20 protein-coding genes, 1 tRNA gene and 1 riboswitch are annotated in these 26,239 nt (G+C 46.0%); of the genes, 10 read left to right on the forward strand and 11 right to left on the reverse strand.

The window, feature by feature from the left end:
* Positions 1–18: 18 nt before the first annotated feature.
* Positions 19–1,467, forward strand: a complete 1,449-nt coding sequence (locus tag WG943_RS20030) for an L-lactate permease (protein ID WP_340411707.1) — start codon at positions 19–21, stop codon at positions 1,465–1,467.
* 124 nt (positions 1,468–1,591) lie between these two features.
* On the opposite strand, the gene WG943_RS20035 is transcribed toward WG943_RS20030, so the two are convergent.
* Positions 1,592–2,176: a porin family protein gene (locus tag WG943_RS20035; RefSeq protein ID WP_340411708.1), complete on the reverse strand. Its 585-nt coding sequence runs from the start codon at positions 2,174–2,176 to the stop codon at positions 1,592–1,594.
* A 260-nt stretch (positions 2,177–2,436) separates the two neighbouring features.
* Here WG943_RS20035 and WG943_RS20040 point away from each other — a divergent pair, with 260 nt between their 5' ends.
* Complete coding sequence (locus tag WG943_RS20040) at positions 2,437–3,159, forward strand: hypothetical protein (protein ID WP_340411710.1); 723 nt, start codon at positions 2,437–2,439, stop codon at positions 3,157–3,159.
* A 149-nt stretch (positions 3,160–3,308) separates the two neighbouring features.
* Here the strand turns inward: WG943_RS20040 and WG943_RS20045 are convergent, their stop codons facing one another.
* Positions 3,309–4,934 (reverse strand): amidohydrolase family protein, encoded by a 1,626-nt coding sequence (locus WG943_RS20045; protein WP_340411712.1) that lies wholly within the window; start codon positions 4,932–4,934, stop codon positions 3,309–3,311.
* On the opposite strand from WG943_RS20045, the gene WG943_RS20050 reads away from it, so the two are divergent.
* Both WG943_RS20050 and WG943_RS20055 read left to right on the forward strand, forming a co-directional pair.
* On the forward strand, positions 4,926–5,471 hold the full coding sequence (locus WG943_RS20050; RefSeq protein ID WP_340411714.1) for a hypothetical protein: 546 nt from the start codon (positions 4,926–4,928) through the stop codon (positions 5,469–5,471). The two genes, WG943_RS20045 and WG943_RS20050, sit on opposite strands and share 9 nt — an antisense overlap.
* 332 nt (positions 5,472–5,803) lie before the next feature.
* The gene (locus WG943_RS20055; protein ID WP_340411715.1) at positions 5,804–6,592 is read left to right on the forward strand and encodes a DUF3800 domain-containing protein; all 789 of its coding nucleotides are present in this window, start codon (positions 5,804–5,806) and stop codon (positions 6,590–6,592) included.
* A gap of 239 nt (positions 6,593–6,831) precedes the next feature.
* On the opposite strand, the gene WG943_RS20060 is transcribed toward WG943_RS20055, so the two are convergent.
* Both WG943_RS20060 and WG943_RS20065 read right to left on the reverse strand, forming a co-directional pair.
* Positions 6,832–9,210 carry a ribonucleoside-diphosphate reductase subunit alpha gene (locus WG943_RS20060; RefSeq protein WP_340411717.1) on the reverse strand — a complete coding sequence of 793 codons (2,379 nt, stop codon included), beginning with the start codon at positions 9,208–9,210 and terminating at the stop codon, positions 6,832–6,834.
* 350 nt (positions 9,211–9,560) lie between these two features.
* Positions 9,561–10,520: a ribonucleoside-diphosphate reductase small subunit gene (locus WG943_RS20065; RefSeq protein WP_340411718.1), complete on the reverse strand. Its 960-nt coding sequence runs from the start codon at positions 10,518–10,520 to the stop codon at positions 9,561–9,563.
* A 645-nt stretch (positions 10,521–11,165) separates the two neighbouring features.
* Between WG943_RS20065 and rplU the strand changes: the two genes are divergently transcribed.
* The 4 genes from rplU (at position 11,166) to metF (ending at position 17,226) form a co-directional block, all read left to right on the forward strand.
* Complete coding sequence (gene rplU, locus WG943_RS20070; RefSeq protein ID WP_340411720.1) at positions 11,166–11,477, forward strand: 50S ribosomal protein L21; 312 nt, start codon at positions 11,166–11,168, stop codon at positions 11,475–11,477.
* Positions 11,478–11,550: 73 nt separating this feature from the next.
* On the forward strand, positions 11,551–11,820 hold the full coding sequence (gene rpmA, locus WG943_RS20075) for a 50S ribosomal protein L27 (RefSeq protein ID WP_340411721.1): 270 nt from the start codon (positions 11,551–11,553) through the stop codon (positions 11,818–11,820).
* Between the two features lie 258 nt (positions 11,821–12,078).
* Positions 12,079–12,188: riboswitch (SAM riboswitch) on the forward strand.
* A gap of 71 nt (positions 12,189–12,259) precedes the next feature.
* Positions 12,260–15,973: a methionine synthase gene (gene metH, locus WG943_RS20080; protein ID WP_340411723.1), complete on the forward strand. Its 3,714-nt coding sequence runs from the start codon at positions 12,260–12,262 to the stop codon at positions 15,971–15,973.
* A gap of 296 nt (positions 15,974–16,269) precedes the next feature.
* Positions 16,270–17,226, forward strand: a complete 957-nt coding sequence (gene metF, locus WG943_RS20085) for a methylenetetrahydrofolate reductase [NAD(P)H] (protein WP_340411724.1) — start codon at positions 16,270–16,272, stop codon at positions 17,224–17,226.
* Positions 17,227–17,256: 30 nt separating this feature from the next.
* Here metF and WG943_RS20090 read toward each other — a convergent pair whose 3' ends face one another.
* The 5 genes from WG943_RS20090 to hemW form a co-directional block, all read right to left on the reverse strand.
* Complete coding sequence (locus WG943_RS20090) at positions 17,257–17,727, reverse strand: GNAT family N-acetyltransferase (protein ID WP_340411725.1); 471 nt, start codon at positions 17,725–17,727, stop codon at positions 17,257–17,259.
* Between the two features lie 6 nt (positions 17,728–17,733).
* A complete protein-coding gene (ctlX, locus tag WG943_RS20095) occupies positions 17,734–18,663 on the reverse strand; it encodes a citrulline utilization hydrolase CtlX (RefSeq protein WP_340411727.1) in 930 nt (309 codons plus the stop codon).
* A 12-nt stretch (positions 18,664–18,675) separates the two neighbouring features.
* Positions 18,676–19,446 (reverse strand): cyclase family protein, encoded by a 771-nt coding sequence (locus WG943_RS20100; protein WP_340411729.1) that lies wholly within the window; start codon positions 19,444–19,446, stop codon positions 18,676–18,678.
* Between the two features lie 66 nt (positions 19,447–19,512).
* A complete protein-coding gene (locus tag WG943_RS20105; RefSeq protein ID WP_340411731.1) occupies positions 19,513–19,935 on the reverse strand; it encodes a hypothetical protein in 423 nt (140 codons plus the stop codon).
* Between the two features lie 98 nt (positions 19,936–20,033).
* Entirely contained in the window at positions 20,034–21,161 is a 1,128-nt protein-coding gene (gene hemW, locus WG943_RS20110; RefSeq protein WP_340411732.1) for a radical SAM family heme chaperone HemW, read from the reverse strand.
* A gap of 185 nt (positions 21,162–21,346) precedes the next feature.
* Here hemW and WG943_RS20115 point away from each other — a divergent pair, with 185 nt between their 5' ends.
* Together WG943_RS20115 and WG943_RS20120 are read left to right on the forward strand one after the other, a co-directional pair.
* Complete coding sequence (locus WG943_RS20115; protein WP_340411733.1) at positions 21,347–23,128, forward strand: BamA/TamA family outer membrane protein; 1,782 nt, start codon at positions 21,347–21,349, stop codon at positions 23,126–23,128.
* 83 nt (positions 23,129–23,211) lie between these two features.
* Positions 23,212–23,287 (forward strand) — tRNA-Met (locus tag WG943_RS20120).
* Here WG943_RS20120 and WG943_RS21260 read toward each other — a convergent pair.
* Together WG943_RS21260 and WG943_RS20125 are read right to left on the reverse strand one after the other, a co-directional pair.
* Positions 23,244–24,878: a recombinase family protein gene (locus tag WG943_RS21260; RefSeq protein WP_445323657.1), complete on the reverse strand. Its 1,635-nt coding sequence runs from the start codon at positions 24,876–24,878 to the stop codon at positions 23,244–23,246. The genes WG943_RS20120 and WG943_RS21260 overlap by 44 nt on opposite strands.
* Positions 24,879–25,235: 357 nt before the next feature.
* Complete coding sequence (locus WG943_RS20125) at positions 25,236–26,156, reverse strand: hypothetical protein (protein ID WP_340411734.1); 921 nt, start codon at positions 26,154–26,156, stop codon at positions 25,236–25,238.
* Between the last annotated feature and the right edge of the window lie 83 nt (positions 26,157–26,239).

A 26,239-nucleotide genomic window follows, 5' to 3' on the forward strand; every position in this document is an offset into this window, starting at 1 on the left:
TCTAACAAAAGACGCTGCATGATCTACTTTCTATCCCTGCTGCCGATTTTGCTGTTAGTAATCCTTTCTTTGACAAGAGGAGTAAAGGTGGCGGTGCTGGTAGGATGGGTTGTTACCACACTTCTTTTCTTTTACTGGGGAGCCGGCTTTAATCATTATCTGGGGGCAATGGGTGTTTCGATGCTCACCACACTCAATATCCTGATGATTGTGTTAGGGGCTGTGTTTCTCTACAACATCATGTCTCATACAGAACTTATAAAGCAGATTACACAATCCCTGGATACACTACATCCTTCCAAAGAAATTCGCTTTTTCCTGCTGGCAATTGGGCTTACCGCTTTCTTTGAAGGCGTGGCCGGATTTGGTACTCCGGGGGCTATTGTGCCGCTGATTCTAATGGCGATGGGCTTTGAGGCGGTGCTCTCTGTATCAGTGGTGTTACTGTTTGATGGCTTGTTTGCTTTGTTTGGTGCCGTAGGTACGCCCATACTGGTAGGTTTGCAGTTGCCGCTAGGTTTATCTGGAGAGGAGGTAAAGGAAATCGGGGTCACGGCTGCGCTAATGATTATACCTGCAGGGTTGCTGGTGCTATTGCTTGTGTTCCGGATGGTGGCCAGGCAGCACGGCCCCTTGGAGCATAAGCGGCAGGTGCTGGTGCTGTATACTTTTATGGCTGCGCCTTTCTTGCTGTTTGCCTGGTTAGCCCCTGAACTTGCCACAGTATTTGGAGCCCTGGTAATGCTCGGTCTATCGGTGCTTTACTTAAAAAAGAAGAAGGCAAAACTGGACCTGCGGCCATGGCTACCCTATGCCATTCTGGCGCTGCTGCTGCTGTTGCCTAAACTGTTTAGTCCGCTGCGCAATTGGATTGGATGGGAGCTGGTGCTTGATAATTTGTTCGGAACAGATATTCGGGGTGCCATCAAACCGCTGCAGTCGCCTTTATGGCCTTTCTTGGCAGTTGGGCTGGGAGTAGCTTACTTTAAGAAAAGTAAGTCGCTGTACCTGCGGGAGCCGCTCCTGAAGGTGGTAAACGTGTTTGTGGTGCTCTTCCCTTCCGTGGCCATTGCGCAGTTAATGATCTATTCAGGCGTAGAGCAGCCGTCTATGGTGCTGTACATTGCCCAGATGCTAAGTCAACTGGGGCAGTCTTATGTTATTCTTTCGCCTTTTGTAGGGGTAATGGGCGCTTTCATTACAGGCAGTACCACCATCTCAAACTTGGTGTTCGGAGCCTCACAACTCCAGACGGCACTGTCGCTGGAGATAGAGCCCACACTGATCCTCTCTTTACAACTTGCCGGAGCCACTCTGGGTAATGCGGTGTGTCTTTTTAATATTATAGCGGCGGCTTCGGTAGCCAACATCCAGAATTACCGAGAGATACTGGCAAACAACCTGCTACCTGCTACACTGGCGGCTTTACTCGTTGGGTTGCTTGGTATGGCTATACTTCTTGTGTAAGGTTATACTTAAGTTCAACTCTGATGATACATCTTTAAATAGGGCATCAGAGTTAAACCAAAAGTTGTTTCTTATTTTGGTGTGGACAAACCTTTAAGTAAAGGATACAACAAGTAAGTTACTTTTAGAACCCATAGCTGGTAGTGAACATCAGCACAGAATTCCTGAATTCTTTGTTGTCGATGTTTTTAATAAGCCTGGAAAGGTCGCCGTTATAGCGCACGCCAAAATCTAAACCAACAGAAGGTATCCTAAATCCTGCACCTGCCGCATAGCTTAGGCTCGTGCGCTTAAAGCTATTAGCCAAGCTTTGGATGTTTTCCCTGTTCTCCTTGTCTTTTATATCGCTTTTAACTCTAAAAGACATCTGAGGACCTGCCTCCAAATAAAAAGGACCTGCTGATAACTGTCCCATTATGGGTATGTCTACATAGCCCAAGTCAATGTTTAAGCTGTCGTTTTCGGATTTGGCTCCTTTCATGGAGTAGATAATATCTGACCGAACGGCAACATACTTACTAACCAGTGGAACTGTAACGATTAATCCGCCGTGGCCGCCCCAAATCCCCTCCAAATCAAGGCTGTCGGCGCCAGAGCCGATAAAGTTGGAATAGTTGCCGCCCAACCGAAGGCCAATTTGTACTTTTTGTGCCTCTGCGCCAAATGATATACCTAATATGGCAACAAGAATGGCAATGATTTTTTTCATAGTGTTTTGGTGTAGCGTGTGTTGCGTTAAACTATTTTAAATAAATGGCGCAAACATATATAAATTTTAAATATGTTGTTTTTAAGTGCCGGTTATTTTAGTGAATGCTACCCTGAGTATAGTATAGATAAGAAATTCAATCAGCATCAGAACTTGAAACGTTGACTTACAGAGGCTATGTGTCTTTAAATCAAGTGCTAACACCATGATATTAGCCACGTAGGTTATACTATAAACCTGAATCGAACTGCACTATACTTATGAAAACAACTGCAAAATTATTCTTATGCTGTGCACTGGCTGTGCTTAGCTTTGGTTGCAACGATGATGATGACGGTGGAACAGCCATGCCTACAGAATCTTTGAGTTATACTTTTGAAGAGAGCGCTGAAGGCTGGGCCGGTGGTTTCTCTGATTATCCTAAAGATTGGGAAGAGAGCCGCTTCGAATTTGAGTTTGACCGGGAAGCGCTTCCCCCTGGAGTAGGTGAGAACAGTATGGCCATGAAGTTATCGGGCCGTAACATCAGCGATGACCTGTTTATGTTTATGAAAAAGCAGGTAACAGGACTTAAGCCTAATCATACTTACCAAGTCACTTTTCAAATTGAGTTGGCCTCGCAGTACCCTGAGCAGTCTGTGGGAATAGGTGGCAGTCCTGGTGCAAGTGTTTATCTGAAAGCAGGAGGATCAGCTACTGAGCCTATACCTATAGAGGAGCAAGGTGTTGGCAACAACATTAGGATGAACATAGACAAAGGTGGGCAATCGCAGGGCGGCGAGGACATGGTAGTACTGGGCAATGTTGGTATAGCTGGAAATACGTTTGAGTACAGGCTTATTAACAGAGATAACCTACAGAACCCCATTGAGATTACAACAGATGGAAGCGGTAGTTTATGGCTTATTGTTGGCACCGACTCGGGTTTTGAGGGGACAACCACGCTTTATTATAATACCATAGAAGTAAACCTTGAAGGATAAAATCACCATTAGTTACAGCTTTATACTTTTTGGATTGGAGCTTTGAGTAGTATAAGTCTTTTGTTTAGTTACAACGATCTTAGTCGTTGATGGAAACACTCACAAGGACAGTAAGTCACTACCTTGTCTGATGCTATCATGTTACTGCCTTACCATCCGCTCTTCTCTATTACCAACTGAAATGCCGTTTTGGCATCAGCTAAGATCTTATCCTTGTTTAGGTGAGTCAGGCTATGGTTTCTTTTCAGAATTCTTCCGTCAATCATTACGGTGTGCACATTAGCTGGCTGCGCCGCTTCTACTACCAAGCTATAAGGGTCTGTAACATAGCCTAAGTTTAAGGCATTAGTAGATAGCATAATCAGATCGGCGCGTTTCCCGGGAGTAAGCGAGCCTGTTTGGTCGGCAAGCCCAAGAGAGCGTGCTCCTTCGATGGTGCCTTTCTCCAGCGCTTGCTTAGCGGTTAAAGCAAATTCGCTCCTGTTTAGGGCGTTGGCCAGGTTCAGTAATATTTTCATCACAGAAAAAAGGTCTGCATTACCAGTTAAAGTAGTTGTGTCTGCTGATATACCAAGTGTAACTCCAGCATCTAAAAGCTCTTTTACCGGCGGAATGCCATACCCGATACGCAGTTCTGAAAACGGCGACAGGCTAACTACAGCGCCGGCGTCTGCTATACTTTGAATTTCGTTTACTGTAGCATCCTTGCAATGTATAACCTGCATGCCTTTGGCCAGTGCGCTTGCCTGCACTAAACCGCTTATTACGCCTGCCGAGCTTGCATGAACAGATACCGGAATACCCAACTGCCGGGCTTTAGCCAGTTCTTTTAAACCGGTTTCTTTTCTGTTATTGATGCCTGCCCATGCTAGACCCAGATGCAGATTGCTACTTGCATATTTGTTCCAGTTACTATGGAGTTTTTCCAGCAGTTGCAGGTCTACCGCACCGCCTTCTCCGGTAGGCACACCAAGCGAGTAACGCCCTCGTATGCCTGCCTCACGGAGAGCCTTTATACTTGCCTCGGCAAACGCTGGTCCTCTTGCATTGTGGCTCCAGTCGTGCAGGGTGGTAATGCCTGAGTGGATGGCTTCGGCAAGTGCCAGTCTGGTGGCGGCATACATACTTTCTGGGGTATAGTGTTGGCCCACTTTTCGGGTAACGGAGAAGTAGCCGCGGCCTTCTGTGTTGCCTGCCATACTTCGGAGCAGCGACGTCCAGAGGTGCCAATGCGTATCTACCAGCCCCGGCATCACGATCATTCCCTCTCCTGCCAACACCTCGGCACCAGTTGCGCTCAGGCTCTGCCCTACCTGCTTTATCTCACCGTCACGCACCAGCACATCACCTTGCTTTAAGTCGCCTAGGGTAGCATCCATGGTTAGTACATAAGCATTCTTGATGAGGTAGTGGCCTCGGGGCGGAAGGTTCTGGCTCTGCGATGGTTGTACAGTATGGTCAAAAGCGCCTGGAAAACCCACCATACCAGCCGCACCTAAAACTAGTGAGCTGCCAATGAAGCTGCGCCGGCTCATGCTGTTCTGCTTTTGCTGCTCAGTAGGTTTGTTTGATGGCTTTTTCACAGGTGTGCTCTTTATCATTCTAAAGTATAAATGCTTGTACTGCGTAAGCTGTGCTTGGGTTGATGGTGAGGTAGCATTTACTATCGCTGCAGGTGCACCGGAAATGTTCAGGAGCTTTGAAAAGTAAAGTTGTCGGATGCCCGGAGGTTTAGCGGCATTGCTGTGATGAGCGTATAGGCTTAGATGCGACAAAAGTCACTGTTGGAACCGAATAAGTTTTATCACATCTATACCCGTGGTAACAACAAAGAGACGCTTTTTAAGGAACAGGGTAACTATAACTTCTTTCTGCAACTTTATAAAAAGCACGTGATGGCTTATGCAGATACCTTCGCGTATTGCCTGCTGCCTAATCACGTCCACTTCCTGGTAAGAGTAAAGGACGAGGAGGCGCTGAAGCCTTATTGGATAAGTGAAGACGAAGCAAAGCTAGTAAGTATAGAACGCCAGCTGGGGCACCTGCTTAATGCCTATGCTAAAAGTATAAACCACCGCTACAACCGTATTGGCCGGCTGTTCCAGCACCGGTTTGGCAGAAAGGAAGTTACTTCTGATGCATACTTTACCAGATTAGTATTCTATATCCACTTCAACCCGCAGCACCACGGCCTGATAAATGATTTTAAGAGCTGGCCTCATTCTGCTTATCATAGTACACTTTCAGAGGGCAGAACAGCTTTGCAGCGGGAAGAGGTGCTGGAGTGGTTTGGAGGCAAAGGAAAAGTATAAAGTTTTTCATGATGAGATCGCTGCCGATTTCACAAGTATAGCTCCTTTAGTAGAAGGCGATGAAATATAAATAAAATCTATAGACCTCGCAGCGTCCGAAGGTCCTGCGAGTCGAAGATCCTGAACCCTTTCGGGGCGTCTGGGGTGGAAAGGCTGTTGCTTCGTGGATGAGGTATTGGAGGGTTAGACGCTCGCGGGTCGTAAAGACACCGCGAGGTCTGTGGGGTTTGATGTTTTTGAAGGTATTCGAACTTCCGAATTAAGTAGTTTCATTTCTATGAAAGTAGTAATAATTATATTTAAATTTATAATTCTAAACTACATTAGCTAAGATGGCCCGATACCGGATGTATGTCGATGAGACAGGCGACCACTCTTTAAGAAGCATCAAGGACTCCTTTAATAAGTATCTTTCCCTTACAGGTATCATTATTAAGGCGGACCATGCCGTTAATCACTTGTATCCTGCGTTTGAGAGCCTCAAGCAAAAGTACTTTCCGCACCACAGTAAAGAGAACCCAGTTGTCTTTCATCGAACAGACATTGTTGCCAGACGGGGGCCATTCGTATGCTTACAGGATGAAGAGATAAGACAGCAGTTTGATATAGACTTGCTCCTATCAATGATGGAAGTAGAGTTTGAGATAGTAACTGTTCTTATAGACAAGGATAAATTCAATAGGAAGTACACTCGGTGGAAAACAGATACCTACCACTACTGCATGCGCTGTTTAGTGGAGCGCTTCCATAGACACCTGTACACAAACAAAAGTTCTGGGGATATTATGTTTGAAACGCGGAATCCAAACGCTGATAAAAAGCTGGCAAACTCCTATAGAAGAATTTATAATGCGGGCACTGAAAATATAAAGGCACATCATCTTCAAACCACATTGTCTTCTGCAGAATTGAAGTTGTCTAATAAAAAGAAAAATATAGCAGGCGTGCAGTTAGCAGACTTACTGGCATTCCCTTCTAGGAGATTTTTGCTTGACCACTATAAAATACAGCCTGTATTAGAATACACTCATGCGGACTCTATCATAGACACTGTAATCAAACCAAAGTTAAGAAAGTGGAACGGGGGTATAGAAGGAATTGGGATAAAGCTATTGCCCTAAAAATAGAAAACCCCGGTCTTATGGTCGCCGGGGGTCGAAGCCCTTACGGAACTTCTGCCTTCGGTCCAAGCCCGAATTGTTACAAGTATACGGAGTATTTTGATAGAATGTTGAAAATGTGGATAATTTTTTAGATTTGTTATCTTGGATTACCCATAAAAACATAAAGTTAATTAAGCATAAATGAAAAAAGGGAAGCCTCTCAGCCTCCCTTTTAAAATAGTCATCTTTAACTTACCTTACGATCCGCAAGCTTCGCAAGCGTCCGGATTATCCAACGAGCAGCTCATGTCGCTGCGGTTCTGGTCCTGGTTGTAAACCGGCGAAAGGGTTTCAGCGGCTTGTTTCTCTACAGTAAACTTAATGGCATCTACAGCGGCTTTGGTGCGCAGGTAGTACATACCTGTTTTCAGGCCACGTTTCCATGCATGGAAGTGCATCGACGTTAGTTTACCAAAGTTTACGTTCATCACGTGCAGGTTCAGCGACTGGCTCTGGCAGATGTAAGCGCCGCGGTCAGCACTCATATCTATCACCGTACGCTGGCTAATTTCCCATACTGTTTTGTACAGGTCTTTGATGTGCTGCGGAATGTTCGGGATATCCTGTACAGAACCGTTAGCTGCGATGATCTGGTTCTTCATGTTGTCGTTCCAGATGCCTAGCGCGATCAGGTCTTTCAGCAGGTGCTTGTTAACCACCATAAACTCACCAGACAGTACGCGGCGCAGGTAGATGTTCGAAGTATAAGGCTCAAACGATTCGTTATTGCCTAGTATCTGTGCAGTAGAGGCAGTAGGCATTGGTGCTACTAAAAGCGAGTTACGCACACCGTGCTTCACTACCTCCTGGCGCAGTTCTTCCCAATCCCAGCGGCCGCTATCTGGCGTTACGCCCCACATATCAAACTGGAACTTACCTTCTGCCAGCGGAGAACCTTTAAACGTTTCGTAAGCACCATTCTTCTTAGCCAGGTCCTTAGAAGCCGTCATGGCAGCAAAGTAGATCGTCTCGAAGATATCCTTGTTCAATCCTTTTGCCTCATCGCTTTCGAATGGCATTCGCAGGTGAATAAAAGTATCTGCAAGGCCCTGTACACCTAAACCAATTGGGCGGTGACGCATGTTTGAGTTCTTCGCCTCAGGTACCGGGTAATAGTTTATATCGATAACCTTGTTCAGGTTAACAGTTGCGTGGTAAGTTACATCAAACAGCTTCTGGTGATCAAAGGTCTTGTGGCCGCCCTCCTCTTTCACAAAGCGAGGTAATGCCAAAGAAGCCAGGTTACAAACTGCTACCTCGTCTTCGCTGGTGTACTCCATGATTTCTGTACACAGGTTCGAGCTCTTAATCGTACCCAGGTTCTGCTGGTTAGACTTACGGTTTGCGTGGTCTTTGTACAGCATGTATGGCGTACCAGTCTCAATCTGCGACTCCAGGATATGGAACCACAGGTCCTGTGCTTTCACAGTTTTGCGGGCACGTCCTTCACGCTCATACTTTTCGTACAGGCGCTCAAAGTCTTTACCCCAGCACTCAGCCAGGCCAGGTGCTTCGTTCGGGCAGAACAGGCTCCAGTCGCCGTTCTCCTCCACACGCTTCATGAACAAGTCTGGCGTCCAAAGGGCGTAGAACAGGTCACGGGCGCGGTTTTCTTCTTTACCATGGTTCTTCTTCAGCTCCAGGAAGTCGAAGATATCGGCATGCCATGGCTCCAGGTAGATTGCGAAAGCGCCTTTACGCTTACCGCCACCCTGGTCTACGTAGCGGGCCGTGTCATTAAATACCTTCAGCATCGGAATGATGCCGTTGGATGTACCGTTAGTGCCTTTAATATAAGAGCCTGTAGCACGTACGTTGTGGATGCTCAAACCAATACCACCGGCACTCTGAGAGATCTGCGCGCATTGCTTCAAAGTATCGTAGATGCCTGGTATACTATCGTCCTTCATAGCTAGCAGGAAGCACGAAGACAACTGCGGCTTTGGCGTACCAGCGTTAAACAGCGTTGGCGTAGCATGTGTAAACCACTTCTCCGACATCAGGTTGTATGTCTCAATCGCAGACTCGATATCCTCTTTGTGTATACCCACGGCCACACGCATCAGCATGTGCTGCGGACGCTCCACTATCTTACCATCTAAACGCAGTAAGTATGAGCGCTCCAGGGTTTTGTAACCAAAGAAGTCGTAGTTGTAATCGCGGTCATAAATGATGGTAGAGTCGAGCAACGCCGCATTTTTACGGATGATCTCGTACACATCTTTCGCGATTAGAGAAGCGTTCTCACCGGTTTTAGGGTCGGTATAAGTATAAAGTCGCTTCATGGTATTGGAGAACGACTTGCTTGTAACCTTGTGTAGGTTAGAAATAGCTACACGTGCTGCCAGTACCGCATAATCCGGGTGCTTGGTTGTGAGCGATGCTGCTGTCTCGGCTGCCAGGTTATCTAGCTCCACCGTAGTTACACCGTCGTAAATACCATCAATTACCTTTTTGGCTACCTCAATCGGCGACACGTAATCCATGTTAAGGCCATAGCACAGCTTCTCGATGCGTGCCGTAATCTTATCGAATTTGACAGATTCGCGTCTGCCGTCTCGTTTAACTACTAACATAATGTATACAATTAGCGAGGTTAAAGGCCCCGGGTTGTTTAGTTTGGTTATATAGGTAATGCTGCTGTTTTATAGCAGAGGTTATACTTTGTAAGGTATACAACCTGCCCATACGGTGTTATAAGTATAAGCCGTTGTAGTACAAACGATTATAGGTAAAGCCAAATGCTTTTACTATATAGTAGGGTAGAGATACCCTGTTGGTTAGCGATGCTGCCAACCATGGTTTAGCCGCGGTAATCTTAGCCTCTTGCTGTAATCGACGCGCGGCAGGTATAAGAATAAATGTTTAGGATGGGAAAAAAAGATGGGCCTTTCCCCATCCTAAACATAGTGAATCTCTAATAATGTTAAAAGTCTTCGTCGAGAGAAAAAACGTTTTTGTCTTTGTCTCCCATTACGCCGGCTTTCTGGTACTCGCCTACACGCTTCTCAAAGAAGTTTGTCTTGCCTTGCAGCGAGATCATTTCCATAAAGTCGAATGGGTTAGTGGCATTGTAAATCTTGCTGCAGCCAAGCGCTACTAACAGACGGTCAGCCACGAACTCAATGTATTGGCTCATCAGCTTCGCGTTCATACCGATAAGGTCCACAGGTAGCGCATCCGTCACGAACTCCTGCTCAAAAGTAACCGCATCAAGTATAATCTCGTGCACACGGCTCTCAGGCAGTTTGTTATTCAGCATAGAGTACAGTAGGCAGGCAAAATCGCAATGCAGACCTTCGTCGCGGCTTATCAATTCGTTAGAGAATGTTAAGCCAGGCATTAAACCACGCTTCTTCAGCCAGAAGATAGAGCAGAAAGAGCCAGAGAAGAAAATGCCTTCCACAGCCGCAAATGCGATCAGACGCTCCGTAAAGTTTTCGCTGTTGATCCACTTAAGCGCCCACTCCCCTTTTTTCTTTACACACGGTACTGTCTCCAGCGCGTTAAACAAATAGTCTTTCTCAGACTGCTTCTTTATATAGGTATCTATAAGGAGTGAGTAGGTCTCGGCGTGGATGTTCTCCATCATGATCTGGAAACCATAAAAACAACGTGCCTCAGGTATCTGTACTTCCTGCATAAAGTTTATGGCCAGGTTCTCGTTTACAATACCGTCCGAGGCTGCAAAGAATGCCAGTACGTGGCTGATAAAGTGGCGTTCGCCATCGTTCAGGTTCTCCCAGTCTTTAATGTCCTGCGATAGGTCGATCTCTTCAGCTGTCCAGAAGCTGGCCTCCGCCTGCTTATACATCTGCCAGATGTCGTCGTGCTGGATCGGGAACAGTACAAAGCGGTTTGGATTCTCTTGTAATATTGGCTCCATAAACTAATAATTAAGCGTTTTATTGGTTGAAGGGGTAAGCAAAACCTTGCTTAGAAAACACCCCATTGTATTGATTGTTTCAGGTGGATGCTGCTTGGCATCCGGTAACATCGTGACTTCAAATATATAGAATTGAACTTGAATTACGGGGCTAAAGTTGTTCAATTTATTCACACTTTGTTAAGCTTCTGATAGCTTGTTGTTTATGTTGCAATGCACATACTTTTCCACATAGGTTATCAACTATATAGTTTTGTTGTGATATTGTTATGAAAATATAAAATCATTGTTAAATACCGTTTTTGCAGGTTTAGGGACATTCTTTAGTAAAAAGACTGAAAATTGAGTGTGTACTTATGTGTAAAGTTTGGTGTCTCCAGGCAATGTTTGTGAAATGGAAAACAGATTTACACAGCAGCTGTTGAAAATGTGGATTACTAAGGCAGCATGTATGTAGTTAAAGTATAGTTGTTTAGGGTGCGATTTTGAGTCGCTTTAAAAACCTGTTGTGGATTTCAACATCGTTATCCACATTTTAGTGTGTAGCATCTGGGTAGGGTTTAACAATTTATACTACAAGGCGTTGCATAATTAAAATATAGGCCGTACTTTTGCAGACTAAATTTTAAACATACATTGAAGCTGATGTACGCAATTGTAGAAATCGCAGGTCAACAGACCAAAGTAGAGAGCGGTAAGTTCATCTACGCTAACAAGCTTTCCGGCAATGAGGGTGACGCCGTAGAGTTCACCAATGTTCTTCTTACTGATGATAACGGCACTATTACTTTAGGTGCTCCTTTCGTTGACGGTGTTAAGGTTGTAGGTAAAATCCTTACTAGCACTGTGAAAGGCGACAAAGTAATCGTTTTCAAAAAGAAGAGAAGAAAAGGATACCGTAAGAAGAATGGTCATCGCCAGCACTTCACAAAGGTCCTGATCGAGAGCATTGGTTAAGCAGTAAGAAGAAATTAATCGAAGAATCTTTTCAGGGGAAGCACCCGCTAACCTGAATTAAATTTTAAACAAAATGGCACACAAAAAAGGAGCTGGTAGTTCTAATAACGGCCGCGAGTCACACTCAAAAAGACTTGGTGTTAAGATTTACGGTGGCCAGGACATCATCGCTGGTAACATCATTGTAAGACAAAGAGGTACTGCACACCACCCAGGCAAAAACGTGGGTATGGGCAAAGACCACACACTGTTTGCTTTAGTTGACGGCGTTGTAGAGTTCAGAAAGAGCGTTAAGAACCGTTCTTATGTATCTGTACTTCCAAAAGTAGAAGCAGAAGCGTAAGCAAAGTATAACTGTATAATGCAGTTAAGGGAAAGGGATACTTTTTAGTATCCCTTTTTTATTTTACGTCATAGGGATAACTACTCCTGATCGTTGTCGTATATAAATACAAAGAGGTTATAGATTGGAAACAAATTAAACCTCTCTTGAAAAGGGATGCATTGCATCTCTTTTCGCATTTATAGGCTCCTGAAAGCCAATTTTGAAGCTCGATGTAACAAATATTTATTTTTTTCGGATATCTGTTTAACTTGCAGCTTCTTATCAAGAAAGACCGAGGGATAGGGCCCTATGACGTCTTAGCAACCTTGTACAAGCCTGGTGCTAATTCCCTTCCTAGCTATACTTTAGCCGGGAGAAGATAAGATGTATATCCTACCTAAGGGTGTCCTTCTTGATAAGTAACCGCAGCAGACTTACGAGAAGAAAGGCACCGAACATGACCAAGACACATCCGATTTACCAGCTATTAAAAGAGCGTGTGCTCGTGCTTGATGGCGCTATGGGAACTATGATCCAGCGTTACCAGCTTTCAGAGGCCGATTTCCGTGGCGAACGCTTTAAAGATCATGCGTCTGATCTAAAAGGTAATAACGATTTGCTGTCCATCACGCGTCCGGATGTGATCAAGGCTATCCATACCGAATATTTAGAAGCCGGCGCTGATATTATTGAAACAAATACTTTTAGCGGCACCAGCATCGCTATGGCTGACTACCACCTGGAGCATATTGTGTATGAACTCAATTATGAGTCGGCGAGAATAGCACGTGAGGCTGCGGATGAAGTGGAGGCAAAGAATCCTGCGCACAAACGCTTTGTAGCCGGGGCCATTGGCCCGACAAACCGAACGGCTTCCCTTTCTCCGGATGTAAATAACCCCGGTTACCGAGCCATTACATACGACCAGCTGGTGGAGGCATATTATGAGCAGGTGCGTGGCCTGGTGGACGGTGGTTCTGACTTACTTTTAGTTGAAACGGTATTTGATACGCTAAACTGTAAGGCTGCGCTTTATGCTATCCAAGAGTATATAAACAACGGAGGTAAAGAGCTTCCGATTATGGTTTCTGGTACTATAACGGATGCCAGCGGCCGTACCTTGTCTGGTCAAACGGTGGAGGCTTTCTGGAACTCCATTTCACATGCGCCTATACTTAGCATTGGCTTTAACTGTGCTTTGGGCGCACGTCAGTTGAAGACACACATTCAGGAGCTGGCCCGCATTTCCGACTGTTACATTAGTGCTTACCCCAATGCAGGCTTGCCAAACGCTTTTGGCGGCTACGACGAAACAGCCCAGCAAATGGGAGCCATTGTAGAGGAGTACCTGAAGGAGGGACTGGTAAACATACTAGGTGGTTGTTGTGGCACTACGCCCGTACATACTAAAGTAATCGCAGACTTAGTGCAGAAGTATAAACCGCACACGCCCACTCCAGTAGCACCTCTCCCACGCTACAGCGGCCTCGAGCCTCTTACCATTACCCAGGATACACTTTTCGTAAATGTTGGCGAGCGCACCAACGTGACCGGATCCAAGATGTTTGCCCGCCTTATTGTGAATGGCAAATTTGAGGAAGCGCTGGCTGTGGCACAGCAGCAGGTAGAGGGCGGCGCCCAGATCATCGACGTGAACATGGACGAAGGCATGCTCGACTCAGAGCAGGCCATGACCGATTTCCTCAACCTGATCTCCTCCGAGCCTGACATTGCCAAACTACCGATCATGATCGACTCTTCTAAATGGAGTGTGATTGAGGCTGGTCTGAAATGTGTACAGGGTAAAAGCATCGTTAACTCCATCAGTTTAAAAGAAGGCGAAGAAGCCTTTAAGAAACTAGCCCGCAAAGTGCGCCAATATGGTGCCGCTGTAGTAGTGATGGCTTTTGATGAAACCGGGCAGGCTGATACATTAGAACGCAGAAAAGAGATATGCGAACGCTCGTACCGTATTCTGGTAAACGAAGTTGGCTTCCCGCCACAGGATATCATTTTTGACCCGAACATACTGGCCATTGCCACGGGCATAGAAGAGCATAACAACTATGCAGTAGACTATATTGAGTCAGTAAAGTGGATAAAAGCTAACCTGCCGCATGCACAGGTAAGCGGTGGTGTGAGTAACCTGTCCTTCTCCTTCCGTGGCAACGACCTGGTGCGCGAAGCCATGCACACTATATTCCTGTACCACGCCGTGAAAGCCGGAATGGATATGGGCATCGTGAACGCGGGTATGCTGGGTATTTACGAAGAGGTGCCGCAGGAACTACGCGACCTGATCGAAGACGTAATCTTTAATCGCCACCCGGACGCTACCGAAAAGCTGGTAACTTATGCCGAAACTATAAAAGGCAAGGGCAAGACAGCTACAGCAGCTGATAATACCTGGCGCGAGGCCCCTGTGGAAGAACGCCTGAAGCATGCGCTGGTGAAAGGCATTGTAGAACACATTGATGAAGATACCGAAGAGGCACGCCAGAAAGCAGCAAAAACCTTAGATGTGATCGAAGGTCCGTTGATGGCTGGTATGTCGGTAGTAGGTGACTTATTCGGTGCCGGTAAAATGTTCCTGCCGCAGGTAGTAAAAAGTGCCCGCGTGATGAAGAAGTCGGTGGCGTACCTGTTGCCGTTCATGGAGCAGGAGAAATTAGCATCCGATACTTCCAAATCAACAGCAGGAACAATACTGATGGCCACCGTAAAAGGCGATGTGCACGATATAGGTAAAAATATCGTGGGCGTAGTGCTGGCCTGTAACAACTACGAAGTGATAGACCTGGGCGTGATGGTGCAGTTGGATAAAATTTTATCAGAAGCCGAAGCACAAAAAGTAGATATTATCGGCTTGAGTGGTTTAATCACACCATCGCTGGATGAAATGGTGTATGTAGCGCAGGAAATGGAGCGACGTGGGATGAAAATTCCGCTACTGATTGGCGGGGCAACTACATCGCGTGTGCATACGGCTGTGAAGATTGAGCCACAATACAGCGGTCCGGTAGTGCATGTGCATGATGCCTCGCGTAGCGTAACGGTGGTGAGCAGCCTGCTTAGCAGCGAGCGCGATAGCTACATAACCGAAATAAAAGCAGAGTATGAAAAGCTGCGCGAAGATCACTTAAGCCGCACAAAAGACCGTGCCTTTGCAAGTATAGAAGAAGCCCGCGCCAACAAGTATAAAGTAGACTGGAACGCTACAAAGCCAACTAAGCCAAGCTTCATCGGCAATAAAGTATACACGAATTATCCTCTGGAGGAGATCGTGCCATACATTGACTGGACGCCGTTCTTCCATACCTGGGAGCTTAAGCGCCAATACCCGAAAATCTTAAACGACCCTGAGTTAGGCACTGAAGCAACCAAGTTGTTTAATGATGCCCAGCAAATGCTGCAGGAGATCGTGGATAAGCAGCTGTTAGAGGCCAGAGCAGTAGTTGGGTTCTATCCTGCCAATGTAGAGGCCGATGATACGATAGAAGTATACACCGATGATTCACGTGAAAATGTGTTGACGGAGTTTCATACTTTAAGGCAGCAGGGCAAAAAGGGTGGAAACGTACCTAACCTGGCTTTCTCTGATTTTGTAGCGCCTAAAGAAACCGGTGTGCAGGATTACATAGGAGGCTTTGTGGTATCGGCTGGTTTTGGCATTGAAAAGCTATTGGAGAAGTATGAGGCCGAACATGACGATTATAAATCTATCATGGTAAAAGCGCTGGCCGATCGCTTAGCCGAGGCCTTTGCAGAGTTAATGCACTTGAAAGTTCGGAGAGAGTTGTGGGGATACGCACCCGACGAGCAGTTGGACAACGAGGGGCTAATCAAGGAGAAGTATAAAGGCATTCGTCCGGCACCGGGTTACCCAGGCTGCCCTGACCATACTGAAAAAATAACGCTATTTAACCTGCTGGATGCCGAGAGAACTTCAGGCGTTATGCTTACGGAGAACCTGGCTATGTACCCAACAGCAGCTGTAAGCGGTTTGTACTTCTCACATCCAGAGTCCAGGTATTTTGGACTTGGCAAGATAGGTGAAGACCAGGTAAAGGATATCGCGCAGCGTAAAGGTATGACCAAAGAGGAACTGGAACGGTGGTTGTCACCTAACCTGAACTATGAGCCAAAGCCGGTAGCGCAGCAGGCGGTGTAGTTACCATCTTAGGAGCTTTTGTTTATTCTTTTTGTCATCCTGAAAGGGTCTTGTGTGAAGGGAGGTTAAGCAGAGACTACAAAGTATAAACCCGTACTTCCATAATGTCAGAAATTCCCCTCCTGGGAGGGTTAAACGGATAAGTATATCCGCACTACAGGTTCCAGGTTTGGAAATCCGGAACAGCAAAAAAAGTAATTAGTCATACTTCAATCTTGCTTCTCCCTCTCCTGTTTTGGAGGTAGGGACCCTCTTTAAAAGGAGAGGGTTGAGGTGAGGTAAAACGTCAACATAAATTGAAAGTAACAGACCACTTCCAAAACGCTAACGGCAAAACGCTGTTCACTTTTGAGATATTGCCTCCGCTGAAAGGCGAGAACATGAAAACCCTGTTCAGCCATATCGACCCGCTGATGGAGTTTAAACCGCCGTTTATTGATGTTACTTACCACCGTGAAGAGTATGTGTACAAGCAGCGGGAGAATGGCCTGTTGGAAAAGCGCACTACACGCAAGCGCCCGGGCACAGTAGGCATTTGTGCGGCTATCCAAAACAACTACAAAGTAGATACGGTACCGCACCTCATCTGCGGAGGCTTTAACAAAGAAGAAACCGAGAACGCCCTGATAGACCTGCACTTTTTAGGTATAGATAATGTGCTGGTACTACGCGGTGACTGCGTAAAGAGTGAGCAGCGGTTTATACCTGAGGCGGGTGGCCATCACTATGCATCAGAACTGATTGGCCAGGTGGTGGAGATGAACAATGGCTGCTATTTGGATGATGAGCAAGTGAGCAACAACTGCACCGACTTCTGCATAGGTGTGGCCGGTTACCCAGAAAAGCATTTCGAAGCACCTAATCTAAAATCAGACTTGCGTTGGCTGAAAAAGAAAGTAGAGCTGGGTGCCGATTACATCGTAACACAGATGTTCTTCGATAACCAGAAGTACTTTGATTTTGTGCACCGATGCCGTGAAGAAGGTATTGATGTGCCAATCATTCCAGGTTTGAAGCCGATGACTACCAAATCTCAATTGAGCTTGTTGCCAAGCCTGTTCCATATCGAAATTCCTTGCGAACTGGCTGACGCAGTTGAAGCCTGCTCGGATAACAGAGCGGCTGCGCAGGTAGGCGTGGAATGGGCAATACAGCAGTCGAAGGAGCTGATGGACTTTGGTGTGCCATGCCTGCATTACTACTCTATGGGCAAATCAGAATCTGTGAGAAAAGTGGCGGAGGCTTTATTTTAGAAACAAACCTTTACAAACAACTAAACTACCTTAGGCTGGGGCTTTTAGCTCCAGCCTTAACTTTATCCTGTCGGTGCATTGCATGCCGTTTTCAAAAATGGGTTCGGGGTAGTTTCGCAGGAAGTAGCCTTTGTCTATACTTTCTGTCTTGAAGCCGCAGCGCTTATACAAAGCCAGCGCCGGCAGTGTGCTGTTGCCAGTATAAACTATAAGCTGATGTATACTTTGCTGCTTCGCCAAGTTGATAGCAAACTCCACCAGCCTTTTACCTATTCCTTTTCCCTGCAAGCTTTCCTCTACTGCCACATTCATAATTTCTGCTTCGTTTCCCTGTGGCTGCAGTACCAGAACACCTGCAACCTTCCCGTTCTGCTCTGCTATAAAAGTATGGCTTTGATCAATGTATGAAAGAACCATATCTATACTTGGATCGGCGAGCAGGAGCAGGTGCATAGGTAGCGGCTCACGAGGAGCAAGTGGGCGTATAATCAAACTATCCATTTATACCTACTCCGGCTTAAAAATCTCCGCAATCATACAGCGCACACTGCCACCACCACATTGCTCTATCAGGTGTATCGGGAAGTGAAGCAGGTGGTTAATGTGCTTTTTAAGTTGAGCTAGCTGCACGTCTGTAAGCGAAGTATAAGCTGACTCAGACATAACAAGTATACTTTCGCCCTTTTTGTTATGGAGCTGCAGCATGTTTCCGGCAAAGTGGTGAAGAATCTGGCTGGAGCTGAGTTCGATGATTTCCTTGCCTGTGCTTTGGAACTGTTGGTGTAGCTGCTCCCGGTCCTGCTCATCCACCACATCCATGCCTACTACAGCGAAAGTATCGCCTATGCAAAGCATCACATTAGTATGATAAATCAACTCACCTGTTGGGCCATACGCTCTAAAAGTATGTAATTTATACTTTAGTCTGTCGCAAAACGCTTGTAGCGGCTCCAGTTCTGTTCTGGGTGATAAGGCAGCATAAACCACTCTATTTGTTCGATCCAGAACCATACTTCCGGTGCCTTCCAGAAATTTTGGCTCGGGCTTATCTTCAAAATACTCCAGTTGCACATGCTCTTTGTAGCCATACTTCTGCATCAGGAAATCGATCACATCCTGGCGACGCTCTTCGCGGCGATTTATCGGGGCCATGGGATACGTTACCAGTTGCCCTTTTTGATGGGTGGAAAACCAGTTGTTCGGGAATATGGAATCCGGTGTGCAGGAGTTTTCCACGTCTTGTATCATGTTTACCTTTACCCCCGCCTGCTCTAGCTGCTGCGCCATCTGCCTAAACTCCTGAAGCGCCCTTGCCTGCACCTCTGCCGGTGTCATGTCTTTGGCTTCTTTCTGAAATTTGTTTGTCTCAGCCGCTGCCGGGTTGTAGCAGAAGTTGGTCGGCTCGATCATTAAAATGGTGTCGGTGGTTTGCTTCATACTTGGAATGTTTTACAACTCAGGAAAAACAGGCGACAACGAATAAAGTACAGGCTTGCTCGGGCTGGCATCCAGCTGCAAACTGGCAATCTGCAGGTTCAGCAAGTATAAACCATCTGCAATATGGTCAGGCACATAAATAAGCTCAGTAATGGTGGCGCCGCAGCGGGTATTTTTCGGGTACTGCCAAAAAGCATGGTGGCACAGCAGTTTGCCTGCGTCCAGTTCCCGGTCTACAGAAGGAAGATCCAGGAGCAGGTGTTGTATGCCTTTCTCAGCTAAGTATTGCCCTATGGTGTGCTCTAAGTATGGCGGATTAGTGCCGGAGTAGTGGCGGGTAAGTTTATCATCGGAGTTTGGTGATGTTCTAATTATAAGAGCCTCACATTTTATACTTTGGAGCTGTGCCTTTATATCTTCCAATAGCACCACTTCGTCACCATTTTCCTGCTTTTGCGGCTGCACCGTTACCAGTTGGGCAACGAACAGGAAACGTTTCAAGCAGTTGTGGATAGTAGCATTCTCATCTGCGGAAATATGTCCGTAGCATTCGGTATGGGTGCCGTTGCCGTGCGGCGTTACGTGCACGCGTTTATAGTTTGTACTGCCGCCTTCAGCCACACTACCCACAAAATCTCCTACCCGTATCACATCAAAGGCTACCGGTTCGGCCCAGAAACACTCCGGTTGCGGCTGCCTATCGTGCAGCGGCATCGAAATATCCAGTGGCTGTAGCGGGTTAAAGGTATAGGTTTGGTTGTGGGAGGTAATGGTGGCTTCCATAGGGTACAGGCTTTTTAGCAAGTATAAGCTAATTTACCGAAACCAGCAGGAAAAGTATGCAAGGCTCTAATCTTCGAGCAGCCAACGAATGGCAGCCTCCTCAGAGGCAAAATCCTGAATGTCATAAGAGATATTGGTTGCTGCTGTTGCCCGGGTTACAACAGAAGATAGCGCCAACTTTTTGAAAAGATTATCCGGCATTACCCGGGCCATTTTTTTTACGGCTGTTTGTGAGAATAGACAATAGTAGGTGTTGGAGAGCCAATCTTTGGTTTCGGGGCCAAGTATAGATACCTGCTGCGCGTTTACCAGCACCCGCTCTGCGTTTCGCACTTTGATAACTTCGTATGCCTTCATCGCCTCCGACACAAAATCATTATCAGTAAGCGGCTGCAGCCATTCTGTACGTACATAGGCATGGCTATCGTCTGCTTCTATTTTGAAGTCATCGGAAAGGTATACCAAGGTAAGGTGCAGCATAGGCAGCATGTTCAGCAGTTAGATGGAGGCAGTTAATTTACTATACTTTTACCAATATAGTTCTTACGAAGTATAGCAGCATTTAAGTTTGATCGTATGCAAAGTTTTTATTCGGTCATTAAATCCAGGGTAATCTGGTCGGCCAGCAGTTTGCCTTTATCTGTTAAGTAAAGCACATCATCTTTTATACTTGCCAGCTCCTTCTGCTGGAGCTCCTGCAAATACACTTTATGCGATGCCTGCACATTGTATTTATACTTGTCGCGCATTTGCATAAGGTCGCAGCCCCAGATGGTGCGCAGCGTGGTAAGCAGGTAATCGTTTGCCTGGTCAGCTAAGGTAAGCTCTTCTATCTCGGCAGGAATTATACTTTCGTTGATGGCTGCGGTATACTTCCGGTTGTTGGCTACATTATACTGCCTGCTGCCGCCGTTAAAGGAGTGTGCACTTGGTCCCACGCCCAGGTAATGCACACCGCGCCAGTAGTTGCTGTTGTGCTTAGATTCGTAGCCCGGCTGGCAAAAATTGGAGATTTCGTACTGCACAAAGCCGTGCTGCGTCATTTGCTCCAGTAGTATTTCAAACTGCTGTGCTGTAAAGTCGTCCTCTGATGGTATAAATTTTCCTTTCTTGCTCCAGCGGCCCAAAGCTGTATCAGGTTCTATTGTTAAAGCGTAGCACGACACATGCTGCACGTTTAGCGAAAATAGTGTTTTTAGGTCCTGTAGCCAGGTTGTATGGTTTGGTGCCGGTATACCATAAATTAGGTCTACGGTGATGTTATCGAAGCCAGCTGCCTGTGCATCGCGCACGCACTGCAGGCTTTCGGTGGCGTTGTGGGCGCGGTTCATCAGGCGCAGGTGCGGCTCATGGAAAGATTGCAATCCTATACTCAAGCGATTAATGCCTGCGGCTTTCAGCTCCTGCAGTTTCTTCGGCTTTAGGTCGTCGGGATTGGCCTCCAGTGTAATTTCAGCATCATCCGAAACTATAAATAGTTCTTTTATGGTTTGCAATAGTAACTCAAGCTCCTGCTGCGTGAGCAAAGATGGCGTTCCGCCGCCAAAGTATATGGTGCGCACCGTTTGCCCCTGCAGGTAATCCTGGCGCAGTTTCAGTTCGCGGGCAATGGCCTGTATGGTGGCCTCTTTGTGTCCCATAGAGGTACTGAAGTGAAAATCACAGTAATGGCAGGCTTGCTTGCAGAATGGAATATGGAGGTAAATGCCGGACACGTTTAATGTGCTAAAGGTATAATTAGGTAATGTGTTAATGAATAAATGTATAAAACGGACTAATTGTTCAATTGCTGATACATGAGCAATTCATAAACATTACATGCTTTATCGTTACTTTTGCTTTACAGTTATACTTGCTACTGATTCACAATTAAATAATTAGCTCATAAGCACATTAACTTATGAGCACAGTAATCACACAAATGTATAAAATAGCCGCCGTAGTATTGTGTTTGCTTTTGTGGCTGCCGCAGGTGCAGGCCCAGACGCAACCTGTTGCTACACCCCGGCCAAAGGTTATACTTCGTGTGCATACTGCCCCAGAAGATACTCCTCGACTGCGCGGTTATACTTTCCGTACCTCACTCCCCGACTCTACAGAGGCCAGTAAAGAAACAAAGGCTCTAGTATACCAGCTGCAGCAGGACGGCTATTTACTTTCCTCTGTCGATAGTTTATACTTGCGCCGCGATACGCTCCACGTGAAACTGCATGTAGGGCAGCAATACAAATGGGCTCAGCTTCGAAATGGTAACCTAAGTGAAGGTATTTTAATAGAATCTGGTTTCCGGGAGAAGTTTTACCGCAACGTGTCCTTTAAGCCTCAGGAGTATGTAAGGCTGCAGCAGCGTATTCTGGATTACGCGGAGCGCAACGGCTACCCCTTCGCCTCTGTTTGGCTCGACTCCATCAGGATAGAGAATGGTAAAATAGATGCCGCCCTGATGGTAGAGAAAGCTTTTGTTGTGACCTATGACTCGTTGGCTATAGTTGGCGAAACCAAAACGCAGCCAAAGTTCTTGATGCGCTATCTGCAACTGCTGCCCGGCCAGATATATAATCAAGATCAGGTAAATGCATCACAGCGTATGCTTACGCAGCTGCCATACATCCGGCAAACACGATCCCCGCAGGTACAGTTTGTTCGCGACAAAGCTAAAGTATACTACTTTATAGAAGATCGCCAGGCAAACCAGATCGACGGAGTGGTAGGATTTCTACCCGACCCTACCCGTCAAGACAAACTGCTGATAACTGGTGAGGCTAACCTGAACATCCGGAATATAAGGGGCTCGGGCAAGCAACTAGGGCTGCAGTGGCGGCGGGTGAATAAGGGCTCGGTTATACTTAATGGCGAATACCTGCACCCTAACCTGCTGGGTACGCCTTTCGAGTTAGGTACTAAGTTTAATTTGTTAAAGCAGGATTCCTCGTTTATCACCATTCAGCCACGGTTGCAGCTATCCTATTATACTTTAAAATACGGCAAGTTTAGTGTATTTACCGAGTGGCGCAACTCACGCATACTATCGTCTGCAAATATGCAAAGCCTGCAGCAACTGGACTTGGCTGATGCACGCACAAATACCTATGGCTTGAACTATCTCTGGAACAACCTCGACGATTTTTACTTTCCGAGGCGGGGCCGCTTGGTAGAACTGCAGCTGGCGGCTGGTAACAAAAAACTGCTGCGCAACGCAGACCTCGAAAAAAGCTTTTACGATACGTTGGACCTGAAAACAACACAGCTAAGCCTGAGCCTGCGGGTGGAGAACTTCTTGCGGTTCGGCAAAAATAGTGCGCTGCTAACGTGCCTACGCGGCGAGGCGCTGCTAAACGACCAGATTTTCCTGAACGATATGTACCGCATTGGTGGCCTGAATACCCTGCGCGGCTTTGACGAGTATTTCTTTTTTGCTTCCTCTTATGCCGTAGGTACAGTAGAGTACAGGTTGTTTACTGCCGCCGATTCTTATGTGCTGCTGTTTTACGACCAGGGTTACTACCGCAGCGACTTAGAGAATAGTAAAGTATCCGGGTATCCGCTAGGCTTGGGCGGCGGCATCAGCTTTAGCACAGGAGCCGGTATTTTCCAGTTAGTATATTCAGTCGGAAAATCAGAGCAGCAACCTATCTCCCTCAGGTTCTCGAAGATACACTTTGGCATAACAAGCAGGTTTTAGTAAAGAATAACTTTTTTGCTCTTTTAGGGTATAAATACTTGCATGGTAATTTTTATTGCCATACTTTTGTAACACAATAACAGTGCGGGATGGAGCAGTTGGTAGCTCGTTGGGCTCATAACCCAAAGGTCACAGGTTCGAGTCCTGTTCCCGCTACCAAAACGGACCGATTAGTGGAAACGCTAATCGGTCTTTTGTTTTTAGTGCTATAAGTTGCTGATAATGATGCAATTAGGCCAAGCACAGAGTTAACTTTTTCGGTTCGATAATCATTACTCTCTTTATCATAGGCCACCCCCTCAGGAAACACTAATTTTTGCAGTTTTTGCTTCTTGTGATAATCTCCTAAAACCCACATCTTACCCATTTCAGAGCATATTTTGAGCGAAAAGTCAACATACTTTTCAAGGTTCGATAATTTTTTTGGACCCTCTCCAAGACTTGCTTCTATTTGCTGCTTTTCCACTACCAGCTTTTGAGAGAATTTCTCGTACTGCGCCTTTGTGATCTCCCCCATAACAAACCTTTCTTCTATCAAGTCTAACTTGCTTTGAAGCCCTTGCAATGTTACTCTCATCTGCTTGGCATCTTCTGCTTTCTGTTCGTTTAGACTATTGAACGTTAACACCATCTGCTGTTTTAAAGGTGCAATGAGTCTATCATCAATAGCAAAGCTATTAAGCAAAGATTTGTAGGCAGTATGAAGCTGCTCCGCATTTTTATTTACTTTACAGCCAACCTTGTTGCACTTGTAGTAGAGAATGCCTTTGCTTTTGACTTCATAGCCTGTCATGTTCGTTCCGCATGATGCGCACTTTAAATGGCTTCTAAGTGGTAGCCTGACATCATACTTAGTCTGGGTGTACCCATGGTTATTTTTCTTCTGAATGTTGTTTACCTGCAGGAAAACTTTTTCGCTAACCAGCTTCTCATGTTTCCCCTGTACCACCTCGTCCCCTAGCATTGCATGGGTAATGACACCACAGTAAAAAGGATTTTTAAATATTTCAGAAAGGCGCTGCTTTGTGAGCTTCAGGCCCATCTTATTTAGCCACTCAAGTATTTCTACGTTAGACAGATGTTGTTCTGCCTTCAGCATAAAAGCTTTTTTCAGCAGCTTACCAGTATCATTTACTGTAATTACTTGCTCTCCCTTTACTTTGCTTTGGTTATAGCCAATAGGTGCTTTGGTAGGCCATTCCCCTCTTCTGAGCTTCTCAATGGTGCCCGAGATGGACTTCTCTCTGCGCTGGTCATTGTCCCACTGGCTAAACAGGAACTGCATGTTCTGGTGGAACTTGCCGCTTGAGGTGCGGGTATCTGTTTGCTGGGTGACTGATATAATGTCAATACCATTTTCTCGAAGTTGTTGAGATATATAAATGGCATTTGCGCCCGATCTTGAAAACCTGTCGGGGCTATAGACCAAAATCTTGCTTATCTGTTCTCTGGAACTTTTGACAAAGGCCAACATTCTGTTAAACTCCTTTCGCTCGTCCGTTTTGGCGCTCTCGTATGTACCACCAAAGTAGGCTACGACCTCTAAACCGTGTTCAGCTGCATAGGCGTCGCAGTACTTCTTTTGAGTGGAAAGACTTTGGTTGTTTTCCGCTTGCTCCTTAGTGGATACACGGGTGTAAACTACAATCCTGTTGCTATCTTTTTGTTTTCTAGAGTTGTGCTTTTCTTTCGTAAAAGCCTTAAAGCTATCTAACTTACTCATGGGAGCTCTGTTTCTATTGGTTTTCATATAGCCTCCTACCTGTGCTGCTTTAACAAGTAGGAGGCTTTCTATTATAAATCCTGTTGCTGGATAAATATCTCGTAAGAAACTTGTGCAAGGATGGTAAGGCTTTCAATAATGGCCTGTGCATCATGGTCACACAACTGTTCTAATCCGGGAAATTGCCTTAAGGCTTCAGGTGTAAGCGAATTTTGATTTACATTTTCTTGTTTTTGATGGTTTACATTCACGGAGATTGTATCAATTTCCGCACTTGTCTGAGTTCTTCAGTTAGAATGCTAGTTAGTATGATTGTCCTGAGTACTTCAGTGACTTATCTATTACCGCTAAACGCAGAAGAATGGGATCACAGCTAAGGGAGGATTAGAGCCTAGTTCGTTGGGCTTCCTCAAAAGTGAGCTGCGTTCCGTTCTGTGTCTTCATGGTGATGGTGCTGTAGTCGCGTGTGCCCAGAATTCGGGCAATCTCTTTTTTCTGATTGTCCGAAAGCTGTTTGTCCACCTTCGTGATCAGGTCAGCCCTGCGCTTGCCACCTTTCTTGGAGAACTTGATGGTAAGCTCCTTTACCTCATCGCTGCGCATCGCCCTAAGCACCTCATTCTCCTCCCTGGTCAGGATCGGTATCTTGGGCATGAACTCGGCCTTCGTCTCATCGTTGATGAACTGGGCGAAATAGTGTCCCAGCGGGACGTTAATGTGGGGCTCGTCAAGGTCTGGCTTGCCTTCAGGGTTTGCGTCCTGTTCCGCTTTGCCCCAGACCACTACCCTTCCGTCACCAAAAATATAGATATTGGTATCGGATCGGTGCTGAAAGTGGGACAGTACGATGGCAGAGAATCGGTAAGGATAAAATAACCTTCTTAAGCTTAAATAGCCTTCTATCTGCTCAAACTCTTCATCCGTTATAGGCCGCTGCGCCTCACTTTCTAAAGCCTTTCTCAAAGCTTCCCTTTCGCTATCACTCCATGCCCTATTTTCCTCGATGTTTGGGTCAAATAGGTAGTCTTTGACAGCAGCGATTGTCTCTAGCGGAAGTCCAAACTTGCGGAGGTCCTTCATGATCTGCAGCCAGAGGTACTGAATGAAGTCAAAGTAAAGCTTCTTGCCGTCCTCCTCGGAGTCCGGGACAATACCAAGGCTGCGCCAATTGTTGTGGACACGCGACGTAATACCGGCATCTTTAAGTGTAAACTGTCTGCGCTGAAGATTTTCAAGTATCTCATCCGCATAGTCAAAAGGATTGTCATCTACAGGTATACCTAGTGCTATATATTTTTCAATCATGTAATAATTGCTTTACACAAATGTAACAAATTAAAATATTGTTGTATACTTGTAGGTAAAATAATTTAATTTCAAACGTAGAA

Origin of the sequence: Pontibacter sp. H249, assembly GCF_037892465.1 — a bacterium.
In the GTDB taxonomy this organism is placed as follows: Bacteria; Bacteroidota; Bacteroidia; order Cytophagales; family Hymenobacteraceae; genus Pontibacter.